We start from the raw sequence: 23,898 nt of genomic DNA on the forward strand, positions 1-23,898 counted from the left end.
GCGGGTGCGCGATCAGCTACTGGAAATTGGCAGTCAGCAGCTGGCCTTTACCCATCAGGAAGCGAAACAGTTCTTTGACTGCCGTCTGACTTCTCCGATTGAGGCGTCGGAAAGCAGCCGCCTGTGTGATGACGTTGCAGGCTGGGCCACGGCGCTTCAGCTGATTGCCCTTTCCGCGCGGCAAAACAATAGCCCAACGCACCAGTCCGCGCGCCGCCTGGCGGGCATCAACGCCAGCCACCTGTCGGATTATCTGGTGGATGAGGTACTCAACAGCGTAGACCTCACTACCCGCCATTTCCTGCTGAAAAGCTCCCTGCTACGTTCGATGAACGATGCGCTGATTGTGCGCGTCACCGGTATTGAAAACGGGCAGCTTCAGCTCGAAGAGATTGAACGTCAGGGTTTGTTCCTGACGCGAATGGACGATCCCGGCGAATGGTTTAGCTACCATCCGCTGTTTGGCAGCTTCCTGCGCCAGCGTTGCCAGTGGGAGATGGCCGCAGAGCTGCCAGAAATTCACCGCGCCGCCGCCGAAAGCTGGATGGCGCAAGGTTTCCCGAGCGAGGCTATCCACCATGCGCTGGCCGCCGGAGATGCCGGTATGCTGCGCGATATTCTGCTCAACCACGCGTGGGGACTGTTCAACCACAGCGAACTGACGCTGCTGGAAGAGTCGTTAAAAGCGCTGCCGTGGGAGAGCCTGCTGGAGAATCCGCGTCTGGTGCTGCTCCAGGCCTGGCTGATGCAGAGCCAGCATCGCTACAGCGAAGTGAACACCCTGCTGGCGCGCGCCGAGCAGGAGATGGAAAGCGAGATGGATGCCACCCTGCACGGCGAATTTAACGCCCTGCGTGCGCAGGTGGCGATTAACGACGGCGACCCGGAAGAAGCCGAACGGCTGGCGATGGTCGCGCTGGATGAGCTGCCGCTGGCGAATTTCTACAGCCGTATTGTGGCCACCTCGGTACACGGCGAAGTGCTGCACTGTAAGGGCGACCTCACGCGTTCGCTTTCGCTCATGCAGCAAACCGAACAGATGGCCCGCCGCCACGATGTCTGGCATTACGCCCTCTGGAGCCTGATCCAGCAAAGCGAGATTTTATTTGCTCAGGGGTTCCTGCAGGCCGCCTGGGAAAACCAGGAGAAAGCGTTCCAGCTGATCCGTGAACAGCATCTGGAACAGCTGCCGATGCACGAGTTCCTGTTGCGTATTCGCGCTCAGCTGCTCTGGGCATGGTCGCGTCTGGATGAAGCAGAAAGCTGCGCTCGCCAGGGCCTGAATGTGCTTTCGAGCTTCCAGCCGCAGCAGCAACTCCAGTGCCTGGCCCTGCTGGTGCAGTGCTCGCTGGCGCGAGGCGACCTGGATAATGCCCGCAACCACCTTAACCGCCTGGAAAACCTGCTTGGCAACGGACAGTACCATAGCGACTGGGTCTCCAACGCCGATAAGGTCCGGGTGATTTACTGGCAGATGACCGGCGATAAAAAGTCCGCCGCCAACTGGCTGCGTCACACGCCTAAACCGGAATTTGCCAATAACCACTTCCTGCAAAGCCAGTGGCGCAATATTGCCCGCGTGCAGATCCTGCTGGGTGACTTTGAGCCTGCCGAGATTGTGCTGGAAGAGTTAAACGAAAACGCCCGCAGCCTGCGCCTGATGAGCGATTTAAACCGCAACCTGCTGCTGTTAAACCAGCTTTACTGGCAGGCGGGACGTAAAAACGATGCCCAGCGCGTGCTGCTGGAGGCGCTACAGCTGGCGAACCGCACCGGGTTTATCAGCCACTTTGTGATTGAGGGTGAAGTGATGGCCCAGCAGTTGCGCCAGCTGATTCAGCTCAACACGCTGCCGGAACTCGATCAGCATCGCGCCCAGCGCATTCTGCGCGAGATCAACCAGCACCATCGCCACAAGTTTGCGCACTTCGATGAGAACTTTGTTGAACGTCTGCTGAACCATCCGGAAGTGCCGGAGCTTATCCGCACCAGCCCGCTCACACAGCGTGAATGGCAGGTGCTGGGGCTGATCTATTCAGGCTACAGCAACGAGCAGATAGCCGGTGAGCTGGCGGTGGCGGCAACCACCATCAAAACGCACATTCGCAATCTGTATCAGAAGCTGGGCGTGGCGCACCGTCAGGACGCGGTGCAGCATGCGCAGCAGTTGTTGAAGATGATGGGGTACGGAGTTTAGTTTTGTGCGGCCTGATGCCCTCACCCCGGCCCTCTCCCACAGGGAGAGGGAGAACAATTTGTAGGTCGGGTAAGCGCAGCGCCACCCGACACAACCGCTAGCACAACTCCAGCTGCAAATTGTTATCCTTAATCACCTGCAACACGCCCGCCGGCGGCATCTCGTCGGTGTAGACCGCATTCACCATGCTAATGCTGCCCATGTTGACCATCGCATTGCGGCCAAACTTCGAGTGATCCACCACCAGCATCACGTGGCGCGAGTTCTCAATAATCGCGCGCTTGGTGCGCACCTCGTGGTAATCAAACTCCAGCAGCGAGCCGTCGGTGTCGATGCCGCTGATCCCCAGAATGCCGAAGTCGAGGCGGAACTGAGAGATAAAATCGAGCGTCGCTTCGCCGATAATGCCCCCGTCGCGGCTGCGCAGTTCGCCGCCCGCGAGGATGATGCGAAAATCGTCTTTCTGCATCAACGTGTTAGCCACGTTCAGGTTGTTGGTCACCACGCGGAGGTTCTCGTGATTCAGCAGCGCATGGGCGACCGCTTCCGGCGTGGTGCCGATATCAATAAACAGCGTCGCGCCGTTCGGGATCTGGCTCGCCACTTTACGGGCGATACGCTCTTTCTCTGCCGTTTGCGTCGCCTTACGATCATGCCATGAGGTGTTCACCGAGCTGGACGGCAGCGCCGCGCCGCCGTGATGGCGCAGAATACGGTTCTGATCGGCCAGGTCGTTGAGGTCACGACGGATGGTTTGCGGGCTGACGGCAAACTGCTCCACCAGCTCTTCAGTACTGACGTATCCCTGTTTTTTTACCAGTTCGATAATGGCGTCATGACGTTGTGTTTGTTTCATGAAATATCCCTGGGAATTATGTTCGTTTTCGCGCATGGAGCGTATCGGCCAGCGCCATCGCCAGCCCGACCGCCAGGCCGGTAACGTGCGCACCATTGGCGATAGACATACCAAACAGATCAAACCATCCGGCAATAAGCCATATTAACGCAAAGGTTATTAATCCACGTTGTAAATAGATGCCGCTTTCCGGGTCGCGCTCGCCTCTGAGCCAGGCGTAACCCATCAGGGCGTACACCACGCCGGATAACCCGCCAAACCACGGACCGCTGAATTTATGCTGCACATAGCCGCTTAACAGGGCGCTGATAAGGGTGATCACAATCAGCTTGCCGCTGCCGAGCCGCTTCTCCACCGCCCCGCCGAGATACCACCACCACAGCAGGTTAAAGAGGATATGCATCACCGAGAAGTGCATCAGCGCATGCGTGAAGTAGCGCCAGACGTCAAATTGCAGAGAGGGATCGTACGGCCATGCGAGGGCAATCATCACGCTCTGGTCGCCCACCACGCTCATAATAATGAAGACGATGATGCAGGCTGCCATCAAAAGCAGCGTAAACGGTCCTGCGCGCTCGCGGAGGGTGGCGAGAAACGGAAAACGTTGATAGTGCAGGCCACTGTCGGTCTGGCCGGATTGCCAGCTTGCTGCCAGATAACGCGGGTCGCCCGGGTTTTCCAGGAAACGCGCCAGCTCGGCGTTCACGCGCCCAGCCTGGCTTTCGTCTGCCAGCCAGACATCCGTCTGTGTATGCTGCTGAATAGTCAGGATAATGCCCTGCGTCGCCATATAGTCGACAAACGCCTGGGCGACGCGCGGGTTGCTAAAAGAGGTGATCATCAACATGGGCAGCGGTCGCTTATTTCCACACAAAAGGGGACAGTATAGCGGGATCAGCGCTCAAACGCGTATTCAACTTCTGCCGGGAAATGACGATGCCATGCATCGAAGCCGCCATCGACGCTGTATACCGCGTCGTAACCCTGCTGGAGCAGATACTGCGCCGCGCCTTTACTGCTGTTGCCGTGATAGCACATCACCATCACCGGCGTGTCGAAGTCGTTATCGCGCATAAACGCGCCCAGCGTGTCGTTGGTGAGATGGAACGCGCCCGGCGTGTGGCCCATCGCAAAGCTCTGCGGATCGCGGATATCCACCAGCACCGCGGTTTTCTGGTGCATCTTCTGATGGGCTTCTTCTACGTTAATACATTCAAACTGATCCATGGTGTTCTCATCTTATATTCAGGCGTGGTGCGGTTTTCCCCTCACCCTACCCTCTCCCGGAGGGAGAGGGAAACGGATCACCCTCTCCCCGTGGGAGAGGGCTGGGGTGAGGGCATCAGACCGCACCATTTTACCCCGTAGTGTACGTCCTGGCGGCGGGTAAACGCCATTATGTTATCCATATCACTCTAAATTGTTTTTTTGATGTTACCAAAAGCGCGTTCCTTTGCTATTATGAGCGATATCGAACATTTTTGAGCTTTAACGAAAGTGCATGAGGGTGTTATGGAAACCAAAGATCTGATTGTGATAGGCGGGGGCATCAACGGTGCCGGTATTGCGGTTGATGCCGCAGGACGCGGTTTATCCGTGCTGATGCTGGAAGCTAACGATCTCGCCTGCGCGACGTCGTCCGCCAGCTCCAAGCTGATCCACGGAGGCCTGCGCTACCTGGAACACTACGAATTCCGCCTGGTCAGCGAAGCGCTGGCCGAACGCGAAGTGCTGCTGAAAATGGCTCCGCATCTGGCGATCCCGATGCGCTTCCGCCTGCCTCACCGCCCGCACCTGCGTCCGGCGTGGATGATCCGCATTGGCCTGTTCATGTACGATCATCTGGGTAAACGCACCAGCCTGCCGGGTTCGACCGGTTTGCGTTTTGGCTCAGAATCGGTCCTTAAGCCTGAAATCGTGCGCGGTTTCGAATATTCTGACTGCTGGGTGGACGATGCGCGTCTGGTACTGGCTAACGCGCAGATGGTCGAGAAGAAAGGCGGCGAGGTGAAAACCCGTACCCGCGCGACCGCCGCGCGCCGCGAAAACGGCCTGTGGATTGTGGAAGCGGAAGACGTAGATACCGGTGAGAAGTTTAGCTGGAAAGCGCGCGGCCTGGTGAATGCCACCGGCCCGTGGGTAAAACAGTTCTTCGATGACGGTATGCACCTGCCTTCTCCGTACGGCATCCGCCTGATCAAGGGCAGCCACATTGTGGTGCCGCGCGTGCATACCCAGAAGCAGGCTTATATCCTGCAAAACGAAGACAAGCGCATCGTGTTTGTGATCCCGTGGATGGACGAGTTCTCCATCATCGGCACCACTGACGTGGAGTACAAGGGCGATCCGAAAAACGTTGAGATTGAAGAGAGCGAAGTCAACTACCTGCTGAAAGTGTACAACGCACACTTTAAGAAACAGCTGGCGCGCGATGACGTGGTCTGGACCTACTCCGGCGTGCGTCCGCTGTGTGATGACGAGTCTGACTCACCGCAGGCCATCACTCGTGACTATACGCTTGATATTCATGACGTGGACGGTCAGGCGCCGCTGCTGTCGGTGTTTGGCGGTAAGCTCACCACCTACCGTAAACTGGCGGAGCATGCGCTGGAGAAACTGGCGCCGTATTACAAAGGCATCGGCCCGGCGTGGACGAAAGGCGCCGTGCTGCCTGGCGGCGATATCGGCAATAACCGCGACGATTACGCCGCGAAGCTGCGTCGCCGCTTCCCGTTCATTACCGAAGGAATGGCGCGCCACTACGCCCGCACCTACGGCAGCAATACCGAACTGTTCCTCGGCGACGCGAAAGAGATTGCCGATCTGGGCGAGCATTTTGGCCATGAGCTGTACGAAGCGGAACTGCGCTACCTGGTGGAACACGAATGGGTGCGCCGTCTGGACGATGCCATCTGGCGTCGTACTAAAGAAGGGATGTGGCTGAATGCCGAGCAGCAGTCTCGCGTGGCGCAATGGTTGCAACAGCATGCGGGAAAGCGTGAATTGTCGCTGGCGTCCTGAGGGTGACAAAAAATGCCCGGTGGCGCTGCGCTTACCGGGCCTACAGGATCGAGTAGGCCGGGTAAGGCGGAGCCGCCACCCGGCTTTGTTTTACAACCTCACCGGATCAATATGCCAGATATTCTCGGCATACTCTTTGATGGTCCTGTCTGACGAGAAGTATCCCATGTTGGCGATGTTATGCATCGCGGCGCTGGTCCACTTCTCCTGCTGACGGTACAGTTCGTCCACCTTATCCTGACAATCCACGTAGCTGCGGTAATCCGCCAGCACCTGATAGTGATCGCCAAAGTTAATCAGCGAGTCCACCAGGTCACGATAGCGCCCAGGCTCCTCAGGGTTAAACACCCCGGTGGCGATTTGCGTCAGCACCTGGCGTAACTCTTCATCCTCTTCATAATACTCACGCGGCGAGTAGCCCTGCTTGCGAAGCGCCTCTACCTCTTCCGCCGTATTCCCGAAGATAAAGATATTCTCCGCGCCCACATGCTCCAGCATTTCGACATTTGCGCCGTCCAGCGTGCCGATGGTCAGCGCGCCGTTCAGGGCAAACTTCATGTTGCTGGTGCCGGATGCTTCCGTCCCCGCCGTGGAAATCTGCTCTGAGAGATCCGCCGCCGGAATAATCAGCTGCGCCAGGCTTACGCTGTAGTTCGGGATAAACACCACTTTCAGCTTGTCACCAATGTCCGGATCCTGGTTCACTACCTTCGCCACATCGTTGATAAGATGAATGATGTGCTTCGCCATGTAGTACGCGGAGGCCGCCTTACCGGCAAAGATTTTCACGCGCGGCACCCACTCCGCCGTCGGGTCAGCCTTAATGCGGTTGTAGTGAGTGATGACGTGCAGGACGTTCATCAGCTGACGCTTGTACTCGTGGATACGTTTGATCTGCACGTCGAACAGCGCTTTCGGGTTCGCCACCACGTTGAGATGCATCGCCAGCCAGACTGACAGCCGTTTCTTGTTCAGCAGCTTGGCTTCCCGCACGGCTTTGTTCACCGTCGGAAAATCAATGTGCTGCTCAAGCTCGCTCAGCTGGCTCAAATCGGTGCGCCAGGTGCGGCCGATATTTTCGTCCAGCACGTCAGACAGCGGCTGGTTCGCCAGCGCCAGCCAGCGGCGCGGGGTGACGCCGTTGGTCACGTTGCAGAAACGCGTCGGGAAGATCTTCGCAAAGTCCGCAAACAGGGATTGCACCATCAGGTTCGAATGCAGCTCTGAAACCCCGTTGACCTTATGGCTGATCACCACCGCCAGCCAGGCCATGCGTACGCGGCGACCATTGGATTCATCAATGATCGAGGCGCGGCTCAGCAGGCCGGTATCGTTCGGGTACTGCTCCTGCAAGGTCTTGAGGAAGTAGTCGTTGATCTCGAAGATGATTTGCAGGTGACGCGGCAGAATTTTGCCGAGCATATCCACCGGCCACGTCTCCAGCGCTTCACTCATCAGCGTATGGTTGGTGTACGAGAACACCTGGCAGGTCACTTCAAACGCGTCATCCCAGCTGAACTTATGCTCGTCAATCAGCAGGCGCATCAGCTCAGGGATCGACAGCACCGGATGGGTATCGTTGAGGTGAATCGCCGTTTTCTCCGCCAGATTCGCATAGGTTTTGTGCAGCTGATAGTGACGGCTAAGGATATCCTGAATCGTTGCCGAGACGAGGAAATACTCCTGACGCAGGCGCAGCTCGCGGCCCGAGTAGGTCGAGTCATCCGGATACAGGACGCGGGACACGTTCTCAGAGTGGTTTTTATCTTCCACCGCCGCGAAGTAGTCACCCTGATTGAATTTACCGAGGTTGATCTCGCTACTGGCCTGCGCGTTCCACAGGCGCAGCGTGTTGGTCGCATCGGTGTCGTAGCCGGGGATAATCTGGTCATAGGCCACGGCGAGGATCTCTTCGGTTTCCACCCAGCGGGATTTTTTCCCTTCCTGCTGAATACGCCCGCCAAAACGCACCTTGTAGCGCGTGTTGTGGCGCTTGAACTCCCACGGGTTACCGTACTCCAGCCAGTAGTCCGGCGACTCTTTCTGACGCCCATCAACGATGTTCTGCTTGAACATGCCGTAGTCGTAGCGAATACCGTACCCGCGTCCCGGCAGCGCCAGCGTCGCCAGTGAATCGAGGAAGCAGGCGGCAAGACGCCCGAGACCACCGTTACCCAGCCCCGGGTCGTTCTCTTCGTCAATCAGCTCTTCTAAGTCCAGCCCCATCTCTTCCAGTGCGTTTTTGACGTCGTCATAAATCCCGAGCGATAACAGCGCATTGGAGAGGGTGCGACCAATCAAAAACTCCATCGACAGGTAATACACCTGTCGCGTCTCCTGCGAGAGCTGGGCGCGGTTGGAGCGCAGCCAGCGTTCGACCATACGGTCACGCACCGCAAACAGCGTGGCGTTCAGCCACTCATGTTTGTTGGCAATAACGGGATCTTTCCCAATAGTAAACATCAGCTTATAGGCGATGGAGTGTTTCAACGCCTCAACGCTGAGCGTGGGGGAAGAGTAGCTAAATGGAGCATTCATATCAGTAACTTCGCCTCGTTACATCAAGCGTTGATAAAGGTCGCGGTAGGACTGCGCCGCAACGTGCCAGCCAAAGTCCATGGACATCGCCTGACGTTGTACGTAACGCCACAGGGATGGACGGGACCACAAGACGAAAGCACGCCGGATCGCCCGAAGTAGCGACCAGGCATTACTGTCCTCGAAAACAAACCCGCTGGCGATACCATCCGCCAGGTTTTCCAGGGAGCTGTCAGACACCGTATCCGCCAGCCCGCCCGTGCGGCGTACCAGCGGCAGCGTGCCGTATTTCAGACCATAGAGCTGCGTCAGGCCGCAGGGCTCGAAACGGCTCGGCACCAGAATCACGTCTGCGCCGCCCATGATGCGGTGCGAGAACGCTTCGTGATAGCCAATCTGCACGCCCACCTGCCCCGGATGTTCCGCCGCGGCCGCGAGGAAACCTTCCTGCAATACCGGGTCGCCCGCGCCGAGCAGCGCCAGCTGCCCACCCTGCTCCAGTAATCCCGGCAGCGCTTCCAGCACCAGATCCAGCCCTTTCTGGCTGGTCAGGCGGCTGACCACCGCAAACAGCGGTACCTTGTCGTTGACCTTCAGCCCCATCGCAATCTGTAGCTGACGCTTGTTTTCCGCTTTGTCCTCCACGGAGTCGCGACCATAGCGCGCTGCCAGCAGGAGGTCCGTTTCCGGATTCCAGATCTGTTCATCCACGCCGTTCAGAATTCCCGACAGACGACCTTCACGGTGGCGCTGTTGCAGTAGCCCTTCCATACCGTAACCGAACTCCGGCTGGGTAATTTCCCGCGCGTAGGTTGGGCTGACCGCCGTGATGTGGTCGGCGTAGTACAGACCGGCCTTCAGGAACGAAATCTGTCCGTTAAACTCCAGTCCGTGCATGTTAAAGAACGACCATGGCAGATCGATGTCATTCATATGATGCGCGTAATACATGCCCTGATACGCCAGGTTGTGCACCGTAAACACCGATTTCGCCGGATGCCCTTTCGCCGCCAGATACGCAGGAGCCAGCCCCGCATGCCAGTCGTGCGCGTGCACCACGTCCGGACGCCAGAACGGATCCAGCCCGACGGCCATCTCCGCCCCCACCCAGCCGAGCAGGGCAAAGCGCAGCACGTTATCGGTATAGGCGTACAGGTTGGTATCGTGATACGGGCTGCCGGGTCGGTCGTATAAATGCGGCGCATCGATCAGGTAAATCCCTACGCCATTGTAATGTCCAAACAGCAGGGTGATACGTCCCGCGAAGGTCTCGCGGCGGGTAACAACCTTCGCATCGGGAATACCACGCCGGATATCCGGAAAAGCGGGTAACAACACGCGGGTATCCACCCCTCCGGCAATTTGCGCCGCCGGTAATGCACCAAGAACATCCGCCAGTCCGCCCGTTTTTAACAACGGGAACATCTCAGAACATACGTGTAAAACCTGCATCATCGCTCCTGTTTGATTTGCAGCTTCCGCAACATTTCCCGTGTTACTAACACGATCCCCTCTTCCGATCGGTAGAAACGACGTGCATCTTCTTCCGCGTTTTCCCCAATCACCATCCCTTCGGGAATGACGCAGGCACGGTCGATAACGCAGCGACGCAGACGACATGAGCGCCCTACCCAGACATCCGGCAGCAGGACTGCCGAATCGATATTACAGAATGAGTTTATACGCACGCGCGGGAACAGCACGGACTGCACCACCACCGAACCGGAGATAATGCACCCGCCAGAGACCAGCGAGTTCAGCGTCATACCGTGGCTGCCGGAGCGATCCTGGACGAACTTCGCCGGCGGCAGCGATTCCATATGGGTGCGAATCGGCCAGTTCTGGTCGTACATATCCAGTTCAGGCGTCACAGATGCCAAATCGAGGTTGGCTTTCCAGTACGCTTCCAGCGTGCCGACGTCGCGCCAGTAAGGTTCCGCATTCGGATCGGACTGCACGCAGGACAACGGGAAAGGATGTGCATACGCCATGCCAGCTTTGGTAATTTTCGGGATGATGTCTTTACCGAAGTCGTGGCTGGAGTTTTCGTCTTTGTCGTCTTCTTCCAGCAGCTCATAAAGATAATCGGCATCAAAGACATAGATCCCCATGCTGGCGAGCGATTTGGTGTCGTCTCCCGGCATGGTTGGCGGATTCGCCGGTTTTTCGACAAAGTCGATAATCTTGTCGTCGCCATCTACATGCATCACGCCAAACGCGGTTGCTTCTGCAACAGGCACCGGCAGACACGCCACGGTGCAGCGCGCACCTTTTTCGACGTGGTCGATCAGCATGTGGGAGTAATCTTGCTTGTAGATGTGGTCCCCGGCGAGGATAACGATGTATTCCGCGTTGTAGCGGCGAATGATGTCGAGGTTCTGGGTCACGGCATCCGCCGTGCCGCGGTACCAGTTCTCCCCGTGAACGCGCTGCTGCGCCGGGAGCAGATCGACAAACTCGTTCATCTCTTCGCTGAAGAATGACCAGCCGCGCTGAATGTGCTGCACCAGCGTGTGCGACTGATACTGGGTAATGACGCCAATACGGCGAATGCCTGAGTTCAGGCAGTTGGAGAGTGCAAAATCGATAATACGGAACTTACCACCAAAGTGAACGGCCGGTTTGGCGCGCTTGATGGTCAAATCTTTCAGACGGGTACCACGCCCGCCCGCGAGGATCAGGGCAACTGTTTTTAATGGTAGCTGGCGCGCCAACATTAACGGATCGTTCTTCTCTAATCTAACCATGACTAACTCCTTTTTTATCATCTTTGGAATACGCACACTCCGTGCGCAGGCCCGTGCCAGACAGCCATAACAACCGGATTATCCGCTCCGGCAAAGGGAGGAATGGCTCGCCATTCCCCGTCAGGTAAAACAATCTCTGCGACGTCATCCGTCGCGTTCAGCGTCACCAGCCACGCATCCGAAAGCAGGATTTGCAGACAGGGTATGCCGTGTTGCCACTCTTGCGCGCTTAACGGTTGCGCGTCTTTATTCAGCCAGCGAACGTTGCCGTCGCCCTCTTCCCACCAGCAGTCGGCGGTGAGCGCGGGGATGTGCTGGCGAAGATGGATCAGCGCCGCGGTGAAATGGGTCAACCCGCTGTTCGCTTCTTCCCAGTTGAGCCAGGTCAGGGTGTTGTCCTGGCAATAGGCGTTGTTGTTGCCGTGCTGGCTGTGACCGTGCTCATCGCCCGCCAGCAGCATCGGCGTGCCCTGCGACAACAAAAGCGTCGTCAGCAGCGCATGAACGCTGGCGCGTCGCCGCTCGATCACATCCAGACTTCCGCCTAACCCTTCTATACCATGGTTAAAGCTATGGTTGTTGTTAGTCCCATCGCGATTCTCTTCGCCGTTTGCCTCATTGTGTTTCTGATTGAAACAAACGCAGTCGCGCAGCGTAAAACCGTCGTGCGCCGTCACCAGATTAATGGTGGCCGACGGACGTTTGCCGTCACGCTTAAAGAGATCGCTGGAGCCGGCAAAGCGACCGGCAAACTCCCCCAGCGACAGATCGCGCGTCAGCCAGAAGCGGCGGACGGCATCGCGGAAGTGGTCGTTCCACTCGGCAAACAGCGGCGGGAAGTTCCCCACCTGATAACCGCCCTCGCCGATGTCCCAGGGCTCCGCAATCAGCTTCACCTTTGAAAGCACCGGACAGTTTTTGATGGCCTCAAACAGCGGCGCCTGCTGGCTGAACGCCGGGGTGCGCCCCATTACCGGCGCCAGGTCGAAACGAAAACCGTCCACGTGGAACGTCTCAACCCAGTATTTCAGGCACGCGTACGCGTAATGCGTAACGGCCGGATGACTGAGGTTGAGGGTGTTACCGCACCCGGTCCAGTTCTCGTAATCGCCGTCGTCCCTGATCCAATAATAGCTACGGTTATCGATTCCGCGCTGTGAGAGCGTCGGGCCATCAAGATCGCTTTCTGCACTGTGGTTCAACACCACGTCCAGAATGACCTCGATACCCGCCGCGTGAAGCGCCTTCACCGCATCGCGAAACTCATCCCGCGCCTTCTCCGGATGCACCGCGTAGCGCGGGTCGAGGGCGAACATCGCCAGCGGGTTGTAGCCCCAGTAGTTGCTTAACCCAAGACGCTGCAGCCGCGGCTCGCTGGCAAAATGCGCCACGGGCAACAGCTCCAGGGCGGTGATCCCTAAGTGCTTCAGGTACGCGACCATCGTCGGATACCCAAGCGCTTTGTAGGTACCGCGCATCTCTTTGGGGATTGACGGATGCAGATACGTCAGCCCTTTGACGTGGGCTTCATAAATAACGGTGTTGCCCCACGGCGTGCGCGGCGGGGCATCGTCTTCCCAGTCGTAGAGATCGTGTACCACCACGCTTTTGGGCGCGACGGGTGCGCTGTCGCGGTGGTCTGGTTCGCCGTAGCCAACGTGGAACAGCGGGTCGTCTTTAAACTCGCCGTCCACGCGGTGCGCACATGGGTCAATCAGCAGCTTCGCCGGGTTAAACCAGTGCCCCTGAGAGGGCTCCCAGGGGCCGTGTACGCGAAAACCGTAGTGCACCCCCGGCCGTCCTCCGGGCAGGTAGCCATGCCAGGTATCCCCCGTGCGCGCCGGTAAATCGTAACGGTGTTCGTTACCTTCCCCGTCAAACACACAGAGTTCCACCCGCTCAGCATGGGCAGAAAAGAGCGTAAAGTTCACCCCCTTTCCGTCAAAACTCGCCCCGAGCGGTTCGGGTTTACCTGCCGAGAGCTGCGTCATTCTCCCTCCCGCACCAGCCAGATTGTGCTCAGCGGCGGCAGCGTCAGGCCAAGGGAGTTCGGACGACCGTGGCTTTCGATGGCGTCGCTCTGTACCAGGCCACCGTTACCGGCGTTGCTGCCGTGGTAGTGCATGGAGTCGGTGTTAAGGATTTCGCGCCATTTGCCCGGCTGGTTTATGCCGAAGCGGTAGTGTTCGCGCGGTATCGGCGTGAAGTTGCTGGCGACGATGATCTCGTTACCGGCTTTATCACGTCGTACAAAGACAAACACCGAGCGCTCGTGGTCGTCCACCACCAGCCACTCAAAGCCGTACGGATCGAAGTCCAGCTCGTGCAGCGCTTTGTGGTGGCGATAGGTCAGGTTCAGGTCGCGGACCAGACGCTGCACGCCGTGGTGCCAGTTGTCCGCGCCTTCCAGCAGATGCCAGTCAAGGCTGGTGTCGTGGTTCCATTCGCGCCCTTGCGCAAATTCGTTGCCCATAAACAGCAGCTTTTTGCCCGGGAAGGCGAACATCCAGCCGTAATAGGCGCGCAGGTTGGCAAACTTCTGCCACGCGTCCCCCGGCATGCGGTCGAGAACGGATTTCTTGCCGTGTACCACTTCATCGTGCGACAGCGGCAGCATGAAGTTTTCGGTGTAGTTGTAGAGCAGCCCGAAGGTGAGCTTATCGTGGTGATACTGACGATAAACCGGGTCAAGCTTCATGTAGTCGAGCGTGTCGTGCATCCAGCCGAGGTTCCACTTGTACCAGAAGCCCAGGCCGCCCATTGCCGGTGGACGGGAAACGCCCGGGAAGTCGGTTGACTCTTCCGCCATGGTCACGGCGCCTTCCACCTGCTCGCCGATGATGCGGTTGGTGTTGCGCAGAAACTCAATCGCTTCGAGGTTTTCACGCCCGCCATACTCGTTTGGGATCCACTCACCCTCTTTGCGGCTGTAGTCGCGGTAGATCATCGACGCCACTGCATCGACGCGCAGGGCATCAATGCCGAAACGTTCGATCCAGTACAGCGCGTTCCCGACCAGGTAGTTTGACACTTCACGGCGACCGTAGTTGTAGATCAGCGTGTTCCAGTCCTGGTGATAGCCTTCGCGCGGATCGCTGTGCTCGTACAGCTTCGTACCGTCAAACTCTGCCAGCGCAAAATCATCCGACGGGAAGTGGCCCGGCACCCAGTCGAGGATCACGTTCAGTCCGGCGGCGTGCGCGGCATCAATGAAATAGCGGAAGTCATCGCGCGTGCCGAAGCGGCGCGTAGGCGCATATAGCCCGGTCGGCTGATAGCCCCAGCTACCGTCGAACGGGTGTTCGTTGATTGGCAGCAGCTCCAGATGGGTAAAGCCCATCCATTTGGCGTACGGCACCAGCTGGTCCGCCAGCTCGCGATAGCTCAGCCAGAAGTTGTTATCGGTGTGGCGACGCCAGGAGCCGAGATGCACTTCATAGACGGAGATCGGCGCATCAAAGCGGTTGGCCTGCTTGCGCTCCTCGCTCTGGACAACCTTCTCCGGCAGGCCGCAAATCAGCGAGGCGGTATTCGGGCGCAGTTCGGCCTCAAAGGCGTACGGGTCGGATTTAATACGCAGCTTGCCGTTGGCATCGATCATCTCGAATTTGTAGAGCTGACCGTTGTGCGCGCCGGGGATAAACAGCTCCCAGATGCCGGTTTCCCGGCGCAGGCGCATGGGGTGACGACGACCGTCCCAGTAGTTGAACTGCCCGACGACGGAGACGCGCTGGGCGTTTGGCGCCCATACGGCAAAGCGCGTGCCGGTGATACCGTCCATGGTATCCGCATGGGCACCCAGCGTTTCGTAGGGGCGTAAATGGGTCCCTTCGGACAGCAGCCAGGCGTCCATCTCTTTTAAGAGCGGGCCGAAGCTATAGGGATCGTCAATCAGGTTTTGCTGACCGTGCCAGATAACGGCAAGCTGATAACGAAAAGGATTTTTACGGCGGGGCATGACGCCCGAGAAGAAGCCACGCGAGTCGAGGCATTCCAGATTACCCACCTTGCGGCCGGTTTTGGGTTCGATAACCCACACTTCTGTTGCATCCGGTAACAGCGCCCGAACTTCCAGTCCGGCCTCTGTACGGTGCATCCCTAGCACAGAAAAGGGGTCGGCAAAGTGACCCGCAATAAGCGCATTAATCACGTCTCTCGAAATACGATCGGACATGGTATTCATCCTGTTTTTTTATGTCGCCCTTTTTACGCGCTCCGGGACGACTTTTAATGTGACCTAAACGGTGCAGTTAATCCTCTCTGCTCCGCCCTACCCTCAGGTGAGAAATAAATCTTCCTTAAAGCATAGCCAACGTCGTGGGCCCTCCTGATAAAAAATAAGACATCTGCGTTTTACTCCATGTAGTACGCAAAAAAAGGGGGTGACATTCACCCCCGGTGTTTAACAAATTATTACGCCAGCTGGCGCAGCATGCGGCGCAGCGGCTCGGCGGCACCCCAAAGAAGCTGGTCGCCAACGGTGAACGCGGAGAGGTACTCCGGTCCCATGTTCAGCTTGCGCAGGCGGCCAACCGGGGTGGTCAGCGTGCCGGTAACGGCTGCCGGGGTCAGTTCGCGCATGGTGATATCGCGATCGTTTGGCACCACTTTCGCCCACGGGTTGTGCGCGGCCAGCAGCTCTTCCACGGTCGGAATAGACACATCTTTTTTCAGTTTAATGGTGAAAGCCTGGCTGTGGCAGCGCAACGCGCCGATACGCACGCACAGACCGTCAACCGGAATGGTGTTCGCGGTGGCGAGGATTTTGTTGGTCTCAGCCTGGCCCTTCCACTCTTCGCGGGTCTGGCCGTTATCCAGCTGTTTGTCGATCCACGGGATCAGGCCGCCGGCCAGCGGTACGCCAAAGTTATCCACCGGCAATTCGCCGCTGCGGGTGAGCTGAGTGACTTTACGCTCGATATCGAGGATCGCGGACGCCGGGTTTGCCAGCTCGGTCGCGACGCTCTGGTGCAGCTGGCCCATCTGGGTCAGCAGCTCGCGCATATGACGCGCGCCGCCGCCGGACGCCGCCTGGTAGGTCGCTACGGAGACCCACTCCACCAGATCCTGTGCGAACAGGCCGCCGAGGGACATCAGCATCAGGCTGACGGTGCAGTTACCGCCAACAAACGTTTTCACGCCGTTGTTCAGGCCGTCGGTAATGACATCCTGGTTAACCGGGTCGAGAATGATGATGGCATCGTCTTTCATACGCAGCGAAGAGGCCGCGTCAATCCAGTAGCCCTGCCAGCCGCTTTCACGCAGCTTCGGATAAATTTCGTTGGTATAATCGCCGCCCTGGCAGGTCACAATAATGTCGAGTGCCTTCAGCGCTTCCAGATCGTAAGCATCCTGCAACGTGCCTGTGGTACCACCAAAGGACGGTGCAGCCTGGCCGAGCTGGGAAGTGGAGAAGAAGACCGGGCGGATGGCGTCGAAATCGCGCTCTTCAACCATGCGTTGCATGAGTACAGAGCCGACCATACCGCGCCAGCCGATAAAACCAACGTTTTTCATAGCATTTTTTTCCTGCAAGGGGTGTGTGCTGATTGTGCAAGCCAGTATTGAACTGGGATATGCTTCACATTACAAAATGCTGCCAAAGTCGCAAGCGAAATTAATCGATGATTGCCCGGCAATCAGAAAAAGTGCTAATCATCGCAATGACCACAATAAGTATCAGGGATAATTTAAGATGAGTGAAATCATTTCCGCAGCGGTTTTATTGATCCTGATTATGGATCCGCTCGGTAATCTGCCGATCTTCATGTCGGTGCTGAAGCACACCGAGCCGAAGCGCCGTCGGGCGATCATGATCCGCGAGCTGCTCATCGCCCTGCTGGTGATGTTTATCTTCCTGTTCGCCGGTGAAAAAATCCTCGCTTTCCTGAACTTACGTGCCGAAACGGTCTCCATTTCCGGCGGGATCATTTTGTTCCTGATTGCCATAAAGATGATTTTCCCGAGCGCGGAAGGCAGCAGCAGCGGCCTGCCTGCGGGTGAAGAACCGTTTATCGTGCCGCTGGCGATTCCGCTGGTCGCCGGGCCAACGATTCTGGCAACGCTGATGCTGCTGTCGCATCAGTATCCGAATCAGATGAGCCACCTGGTCATTGCCCTGCTGATCGCCTGGGGCGGGACATTTATTATCCTGTTGCAGTCGTCGCTTTTCCTGCGCCTGCTGGGTGAGAAAGGGGTGAACGCCCTTGAGCGCCTGATGGGGCTGATTCTGGTGATGATGGCGACGCAGATGTTCCTGGATGGGATCCGGGCATGGATGAAAGGGTGAAGATGTAAAAAAGCCGGGTGTCGCTTACGCTTACCCGGCCTACGGGACCTGATTTTTTTGTAGGTCGGGTAAGGCGAAGCCGCCACCCGACAAAATACGGTCTCGTTAGCTCAGCAGCGTAAACGCAATCATCCCGACAACCGCACCCGTCGTGCCGAGGATGGTTTCCATCAGCGTCCAGGTTTTGAGGGTTTGCGCTTCGGTTGCGCCGGTAAATTTACCGAACAGCCAGAAGCCTGCGTCGTTCACGTGAGAAACCACAATCGAACCGCCCGCGATACAGATAGAGAGCGCCGCCATCTGCGCGCCGGAGTAGTTCAGCTGTTCAATCACCGGCATCACCAGCCCCACCGCGGTTAAGCACGCCACGGTCGCGGAGCCCTGAATGATACGCACCGCCGCGGCCAGCACGAAGCAGGTGACCGCAATCGGCAGGCCCATTCCGGTCAGCGCTTCGCCCAGTGCCGGACCCACGCCGGAATCCACCAGCACCTGCTTGAACACGCCGCCCGCCCCGATCACCAGCAGAATAATCCCCGCCGGTTGTAGCGCGGCACCGCATATCTCCATCACGCGATCTTTTGGCATGCCCTGACGCATCGCCAGCCCGTAAATCGCGACCAGACACGCCACCAGGATCGCAGTGAACGGATGGCCAATAAATTCGAACCATTCGTAAGCGGTTGACCCCACCGGCACAAAGCGGGCAGCGATGGTTTTCAGGCCCACCAGCACCAGCGGCAGCAGGATCAGCGACAGACTGAAGCCGAAGGACGGCATTTTGCCCTCGCCCAGGTGCGGCTCGGAGATGTCATCCGGAATGTGCAGCTCAACGTAACGGCTAATGAAGTTGCCCCACAGCGGACCGGCGATAATCATCCCCGGGATCGCCGCACACAGGCCAATCAGGATCATCCAGCCAAAGTCAGCATGCATCTGGGAAGCCAGCAGCATCGGCGCAGGCCCCGGCAGCAGAAACGCCGCTGCCGCCGCCACGCCCGCAAACAGCGGAATGACCAGCTTCACGAGGTTGGTACCGGTATGGCGTGCCATGGAGAACGCCACGCTAATCAGCAGCACCACCGCCACTTCAAAGAACAGCGGCAGCGCGCAAATCAGACCAGCCAGACCAATCGCGTAGTGCGCACGGCTGTGTCCGAAGGATTTCAGCATCTTGACGGCAATCTGATCGACCGCGCCCGTCTCGTGCAAAATCTTGCCAAACATCGCGCCGAGCGCGACTACGATGGCCAGGAAGCCGAGCGTGCCGCCCATCCCTTTTTCCATCGTCGCCGCAATTTTGTCGAGCGGCATTCCGGAAAAGAGACCGGCACCAATAGAAACCACCATCAAAGCAACGAAGGCGTGCATACGTGCCTTCATCACTAAAAACAGCAGCAGCAATACGGAACCCACTGCTGTCAAAACTAGCGTTAATGTACTCAAAACTTACTGCCTTTTATTAATAACCTCGATGGTGCTGGCAACAACACCTTCCAGCGGCTGATCGATATCAACCACTAAGACATCCTGTTCGTCAGCCCCAGGCTCCTGCAACGCTTCGAACTGCGTTACCAGCATCTGGGTTTTGAAGAAGTGGCCTTTACGCGCCTTCAGGCGACTTTCAATTACCCCGAAATCGCCTTTCAGGTAGATGAAAGAGAGGTTCGGGTTGCCATCGCGCAGCAGGTCGCGATAGGTTTTTTTCAGCGCGGAACAGACTATCAGGGAGACTTTATTGGTGCGCTGCATCGCGAACGCGGCATCATTCAGCGCCTGCAACCAGGGCTTGCGGTCGTCGTCATTCAGCGGCTCGCCGGAAGCCATTTTCATGATGTTGCTGCGCGGATGGAGGAAGTCACCATCAAGAAACGCAGCCTGGAGTTGATGCGCCACTTCGCTCGCCACGGCAGATTTACCGCTACCGGACACGCCCATCAGGACGTAAACGTGGTGATCGTGATTAGTCGTGCTCAAAGGGTGTCCCTCAGTCAATTGTTACGGGTAACAGTTATCGGTAACATTGTCCTGCCGGGGCATAAGAGAAGCAATATCCAAACGTGCGCGAAGTGAATAAGTGTGAGCTACTTCAAATTTGTCGGATTAAATAGATCCACCCGGTGACAAGGTGAAACCTAAATCTAACATTTTAGGGGTAACTGCCTCACCACGAATGCGCGCCAGCAGGCGTTCTGCACCAATGCGGCCCATGCGTTCACGCGGGGTCAGGACGCTTGCCAGACGCGGCTCCATCACCTGGCCAATGTCGTGGCCGTGGAAGCCGGCAATCGCCATATCATCCGGGATTTTTAAACCCAGACGCTGACACTCAAACGCGGCGCCGACCGCAAGGTCATCGTTGGTACAGAAAATACCGTCCAGTTGCGGATACTCGCGTCGCGCCTGACGCATCAGCTCAATACCCGACGTATAAGAGGAAGATTGCTCCACCATCACGCTGTACGGGGTTAAACCGGCGTCGAGCATCGCCTGCTCGTATCCCTTCTGTTTGATGATAGTACGTTCATCCAGACGCGCACCCAGATAGGCCACATGGCGATGACCGCGGGCGATGATCGCCGCCGTCATCTGACGCGCCGCTTCAAAGTTATCGAACCCCACGGCGATGTCGAGGCACGGCGACTGGCTGTCCATCAGCTCCACCACCGGAATGCCTGCCACTTCAATCATTTTCAGCGTGCGCGGGGTGTGAGTACGTTCCGTTAAAATCAGGCCGTCAATGTTCCAGGAAAGCATCGATTCAAGACGTTCCTCTTCCAGTTCCGGCTTGTACCCATAGTGGGCGAGCATGGTCTGATAACCAAAGGCATCGGTCACGCTTTCGATGCCACGCAGCACTTCAGCGAAAACCTGGTTGGTTAAGGAAGGAAGCAGGACGCCCACCGCACGGCTGGTCGCATTAGAGAGAATATCGGGCGCGCGGTTGGGGATATAACCCAGTTCATCAAGGGCGGCGGCAATCTTGCCACGCAACGCCACGGAAACCTGCTCCGGGTTACGTAAAAAACGGCTGACCGTCATTTTGGTCACACCGACGCGATCGGCGACATCCTGAAGTACGGGGCGTTTCTTTTTCATCGTCCTGAGAAATCTTGAAGTGAGAGATTTGCTCAGTTTATCACGGACAAAGCTCAACCTTCCCCGTTTAAAGGGAAGGTTGAGAAATTATTTAGACCGGCGGCAGATCAAACAGCAGAATTTCACTTTCGCTGTCGGCATGCACGGAGAGCGCCTGCTCATCCCAGACTGCCAGGCCATCGGCGGTGGTGGCTTTGGTGCCGTTGATGGACACCTCGCCTTTCACCACCTGGATCCACACGCGGCGGTTGGCGGCGATCTGGTGCACAGACTGTTCATCTTTCGCCAGCGCCCAGCGGTACAGCTCCATATCCTGATGCACTTTCAGGGAACCTTCACGCGCATCCGGGGAGAGCACCAGCTGTTTACCCTGTTTCGCATCGAAGCGGCGCTGTTCGTAGCGTGGCGTGATGCCGGTCTCTTCTGGAATGATCCAGATTTGATACAGATGCAGTTTTTCCGTTTTGCTCGGGTTGTACTCAGAGTGACGCACCCCGGTCCCCGCGCTCATAATCTGGAACTCGCCCGCCGGAACCTGCTCTTTATTGCCCATGCTGTCCTGGTGCTCAACCGCCCCTTCCAGCACATAGGTCAGGATTTCCATGTCCTTGTGCGGGTGGGTACCGAAGCCCTGGCCTGCATCAATCACGTCGTCGTTAATGACGCGCAGCGCGGAGAAGCCCATGAAGTTCGGGTCGTAGTAATCGGCAAACGAGAATGAATGCCATGAGTCCAGCCAGCCATGATTCGCGTGACCACGTTCGTTTGCTTTGCGTAAGTAGATCATTGTTTTCACCCTCAGTTCGTTTCGATGGAGTAAGTGTGGACGCAAACGCTCAGGGATCATAGAGGGTGAAAATTGACTCCTCTGTTCAAAAATTTAGAACAAGCACAAAGGAGCCATTTTTGCTTATCTGGCGAGGGTTACCGTGGCAGGGGAAGCCTGTTCGAAGGCCCGTTCAAGGATTTCCAGGTTCGTCAGAACGTCAGATTCCTTGACGTAATTCGGCGTGCCGCTGGAGAGGGTTTCATACAGCGCATCGTAGACGCGTCCATAATCGCCCGTTTCCGGCTTCAGCTCTTCCCTGACCGTCAGGCCCTCGTCGTTCACGTACTCCAGCACGCCCACGGAATCATCTGCCGCAAAGCCCGGTTCGCCCGGCATGATGTTGGCCTTCAGGCTGGTCTCCTGCTGGTCAATACCGTACTTGATAAAGGAGCCTTTCTTGCCGTGAACGATAAATTTCGGGTAGTCGATTTTCACCAGATGACTGGTTTTGACGATGGCTTTCAGGTCGCCGTAGAACAGCTGTGCTTCGAAGGTATCGTCCGGATTGGCCTTATTGCGCAGGCTGCGGATGTCGTACGCCACGTGGTCCGGGCGGCCAAACAGGGAGATGATCTGGTCCATGGTGTGTACGCCCAGACCGTAGAACGAACCGTCCTGCGGCAGGCCGGGTTTGGTTTCTGCCACAGGGCGGTAGTAATCGAAGTGGCTTTCGATTTCAACGATCTCGCCGAGCTTGCCGCTTTCGATTGCCTTTTTTGCCGTCAGGAAGCAGCTGTCAAAGCGACGGTTCTGGTACGGCGTGACGGTCAGGCCTTTGCTTTTCGCCAGCGCAAAGAGTTCCTTCGCTTCGGCGATGGTCGGGGTGAACGGTTTTTCCACCAGCACGTTTTTACCCGCTTCCAGCGCGCGTTTCGCGTAGTCAAAGTGGCTGTCGGCGTGGGTACAGACCACCACCAGCTTCACCTGCGGATCATTTAACACTTCATCAAGATCGCTGGTGAAATGAATATGGGAATACTGCGGAGACTGCTCTTCTGGCTTCGCGCGGCGGCGATAGATATGGGCCACGTGCCAGGTCTCTTTTCGGTTAAGAACATACGGAAGGTGGTAACGCGTGGTGCTTTTGCCAAATCCAATAAATGCACAATGTAGTGTCATGGCTCAGTCCTTTTGGAAGGTTACTGAGTCTAACCATAACAAAAAAAAAGCCAGCGAGAAGCTGGCTAAAGTAATACTGGAAGCAATGTGAGCAATGTCGTGCTTTCAGGTTCCCGTAGGAGGTCTTCCTGAATGCAGAGCAATAATAATCATTCTCATTCGCACTTGTCCAACACTTTTTGCAAAAAATAGCGATTGACTCAACTTTTAAAGTCACTGATGTTGGAAGGGACTTTTAACTGACTGAGGAACAAGGAATGAGTGAGATAGTGATACGCCACGCTGAACCGAAAGATTACGACGCCATTCGTCAGATCCACGCCCAGCCGGAGGTGTACCACAACACGCTACAGGTTCCTCATCCCTCAGAGCAGATGTGGCATGACCGGCTAACCGATCAGCCCGGTATCAAGCAGCTTGTCGCCTGTATTGATGATACCGTCGCCGGGCATCTGTGCATTGCCGTAGCCCAGCGTCCGCGCCGCAGCCATGTTGCCGATTTTGGAATTTGTGTGGGTGCGCAGTGGCAAAACCGGGGCATCGCCAGCGCGCTGATACGCACCATGATTGATATGTGCGATAACTGGCTGCGCGTCGACCGCATCGAGTTAACGGTGTTTGTCGATAATGAACCGGCAATCGCGGTGTACAAAAAGCACGGGTTTGAGATTGAAGGCACCGGCAGGCGCTACGCCCTGCGCAACGGCGAGTACGTGGATGCGTATTATATGGCGCGTATGAAGTAACCCCTCACCCCGACCCTCTCCCCGAAGGGGCGAGGGAGAAAAGACCGCACCGTGCAATCCCCTCTCCCCTATGGGGAGAGGGTTAGGGTGAGGGGAGCCCTCAATACCCCGCCGTTAAATCATCCACCGACCGTGGGTCCGACGCGCCAAACAGGGCACCGTCCGGCCCGACCATAATGCTCTGGGTGCTGCCCATCGCCTCCTTCACCGCCACCTTCTGCCCGCGCTGCTCAAGCAGCTTGAGGGTATCCGGGCTAAAGCCCTTCTCCACGCGCAACTCGTCCGGCAGCCACTGGTGATGGAAACGCGGCGCATTGGTCGCTTCGGCGACGTTCATCCCAAAGTCGATGCTGTTCACTACCATTTGCAACACGGTGGTGATAATGCGGCTCCCGCCCGGGCTGCCGGTCACCAGCCAGGTTTTGCCGTCTTTCACCACGATGGTGGGCGACATGGA

General features: G+C 57.3%; 19 protein-coding genes. 4 read left to right on the forward strand and 15 right to left on the reverse strand.

Features of this window, described 5'->3' with window-relative positions:
- On the forward strand, positions 1-2,197 hold a 2,197-nt coding region (gene malT, locus HP459_RS08335), incomplete at its 5' end, for an HTH-type transcriptional regulator MalT (RefSeq protein ID WP_171936100.1).
- Positions 2,198-2,294: 97 nt separating this feature from the next.
- On the opposite strand, the gene HP459_RS08340 is transcribed toward malT, so the two are convergent.
- The 3 genes from HP459_RS08340 to glpE are packed head-to-tail and all read right to left on the reverse strand — an operon-like array spanning position 2,295 to position 4,280.
- Complete coding sequence (locus HP459_RS08340) at positions 2,295-3,053, reverse strand: DeoR/GlpR family transcriptional regulator (RefSeq protein ID WP_022649641.1); 759 nt, start codon at positions 3,051-3,053, stop codon at positions 2,295-2,297.
- A gap of 16 nt (positions 3,054-3,069) precedes the next feature.
- The gene (gene glpG / locus HP459_RS08345) at positions 3,070-3,900 is read right to left on the reverse strand and encodes a rhomboid family intramembrane serine protease GlpG (protein WP_022649642.1); all 831 of its coding nucleotides are present in this window, start codon (positions 3,898-3,900) and stop codon (positions 3,070-3,072) included.
- Between the two features lie 47 nt (positions 3,901-3,947).
- A complete protein-coding gene (glpE, locus tag HP459_RS08350; protein ID WP_022649643.1) occupies positions 3,948-4,280 on the reverse strand; it encodes a thiosulfate sulfurtransferase GlpE in 333 nt (110 codons plus the stop codon).
- A gap of 285 nt (positions 4,281-4,565) precedes the next feature.
- On the opposite strand from glpE, the gene glpD reads away from it, so the two are divergent.
- Complete coding sequence (glpD, locus tag HP459_RS08355; protein ID WP_045308768.1) at positions 4,566-6,074, forward strand: glycerol-3-phosphate dehydrogenase; 1,509 nt, start codon at positions 4,566-4,568, stop codon at positions 6,072-6,074.
- 90 nt (positions 6,075-6,164) lie between these two features.
- Here glpD and glgP read toward each other — a convergent pair whose 3' ends face one another.
- The 6 genes from glgP to asd all read right to left on the reverse strand — a co-directional run bounded on the left by glgP (position 6,165) and on the right by asd (position 16,876).
- Positions 6,165-8,612 (reverse strand): glycogen phosphorylase, encoded by a 2,448-nt coding sequence (gene glgP / locus HP459_RS08360; RefSeq protein ID WP_023307123.1) that lies wholly within the window; start codon positions 8,610-8,612, stop codon positions 6,165-6,167.
- 18 nt (positions 8,613-8,630) lie between these two features.
- On the reverse strand, positions 8,631-10,064 hold the full coding sequence (gene glgA / locus HP459_RS08365) for a glycogen synthase GlgA (protein ID WP_048966825.1): 1,434 nt from the start codon (positions 10,062-10,064) through the stop codon (positions 8,631-8,633).
- Positions 10,064-11,359, reverse strand: a complete 1,296-nt coding sequence (gene glgC, locus HP459_RS08370) for a glucose-1-phosphate adenylyltransferase (RefSeq protein WP_003861582.1) — start codon at positions 11,357-11,359, stop codon at positions 10,064-10,066. Before glgC ends, glgA begins: the two co-directional genes overlap by 1 nt.
- Before the next feature lie 17 nt (positions 11,360-11,376).
- Positions 11,377-13,350, reverse strand: coding sequence for a glycogen debranching protein GlgX (gene glgX, locus HP459_RS08375; RefSeq protein ID WP_171936101.1), 1,974 nt, complete (start codon positions 13,348-13,350; stop codon positions 11,377-11,379).
- On the reverse strand, positions 13,347-15,533 hold the full coding sequence (gene glgB / locus HP459_RS08380; protein ID WP_023298793.1) for a 1,4-alpha-glucan branching enzyme: 2,187 nt from the start codon (positions 15,531-15,533) through the stop codon (positions 13,347-13,349). The genes glgX and glgB overlap by 4 nt, the downstream gene beginning before the upstream one ends.
- A 239-nt stretch (positions 15,534-15,772) precedes the next feature.
- Complete coding sequence (asd, locus tag HP459_RS08385; RefSeq protein WP_022649649.1) at positions 15,773-16,876, reverse strand: aspartate-semialdehyde dehydrogenase; 1,104 nt, start codon at positions 16,874-16,876, stop codon at positions 15,773-15,775.
- A 178-nt stretch (positions 16,877-17,054) separates the two neighbouring features.
- Here asd and yhgN point away from each other — a divergent pair, with 178 nt between their 5' ends.
- Complete coding sequence (yhgN, locus tag HP459_RS08390) at positions 17,055-17,648, forward strand: NAAT family transporter YhgN (RefSeq protein WP_003861574.1); 594 nt, start codon at positions 17,055-17,057, stop codon at positions 17,646-17,648.
- A gap of 105 nt (positions 17,649-17,753) precedes the next feature.
- On the opposite strand, the gene gntU is transcribed toward yhgN, so the two are convergent.
- The 5 genes from gntU to HP459_RS08415 all read right to left on the reverse strand — a co-directional run bounded on the left by gntU (position 17,754) and on the right by HP459_RS08415 (position 22,695).
- Positions 17,754-19,094, reverse strand: coding sequence for a gluconate transporter (gntU, locus tag HP459_RS08395; RefSeq protein ID WP_017693851.1), 1,341 nt, complete (start codon positions 19,092-19,094; stop codon positions 17,754-17,756).
- 3 nt (positions 19,095-19,097) lie between these two features.
- Positions 19,098-19,625 (reverse strand): gluconokinase, encoded by a 528-nt coding sequence (gene gntK / locus HP459_RS08400; protein WP_003861569.1) that lies wholly within the window; start codon positions 19,623-19,625, stop codon positions 19,098-19,100.
- A 126-nt stretch (positions 19,626-19,751) separates the two neighbouring features.
- Complete coding sequence (gene gntR / locus HP459_RS08405) at positions 19,752-20,747, reverse strand: gluconate operon transcriptional repressor GntR (RefSeq protein ID WP_003861567.1); 996 nt, start codon at positions 20,745-20,747, stop codon at positions 19,752-19,754.
- 91 nt (positions 20,748-20,838) lie between these two features.
- Positions 20,839-21,534 carry a pirin family protein gene (locus HP459_RS08410; RefSeq protein WP_003861565.1) on the reverse strand — a complete coding sequence of 232 codons (696 nt, stop codon included), beginning with the start codon at positions 21,532-21,534 and terminating at the stop codon, positions 20,839-20,841.
- 123 nt (positions 21,535-21,657) lie between these two features.
- Positions 21,658-22,695 (reverse strand): oxidoreductase, encoded by a 1,038-nt coding sequence (locus HP459_RS08415; RefSeq protein WP_022649651.1) that lies wholly within the window; start codon positions 22,693-22,695, stop codon positions 21,658-21,660.
- Positions 22,696-22,952: 257 nt separating this feature from the next.
- Between HP459_RS08415 and yhhY the strand changes: the two genes are divergently transcribed.
- Positions 22,953-23,441 carry an N-acetyltransferase gene (gene yhhY / locus HP459_RS08420; protein ID WP_063841877.1) on the forward strand — a complete coding sequence of 163 codons (489 nt, stop codon included), beginning with the start codon at positions 22,953-22,955 and terminating at the stop codon, positions 23,439-23,441.
- 100 nt (positions 23,442-23,541) lie between these two features.
- On the opposite strand, the gene HP459_RS08425 is transcribed toward yhhY, so the two are convergent.
- Positions 23,542-23,898: gamma-glutamyltransferase (locus HP459_RS08425; protein ID WP_171936102.1), on the reverse strand; the 357-nt coding region annotated here is incomplete at its 5' end.

The organism is Enterobacter sp. CM29 (assembly GCF_013179605.1).
Lineage (GTDB): Bacteria > Pseudomonadota > Gammaproteobacteria > Enterobacterales > Enterobacteriaceae > Enterobacter > Enterobacter intestinihominis.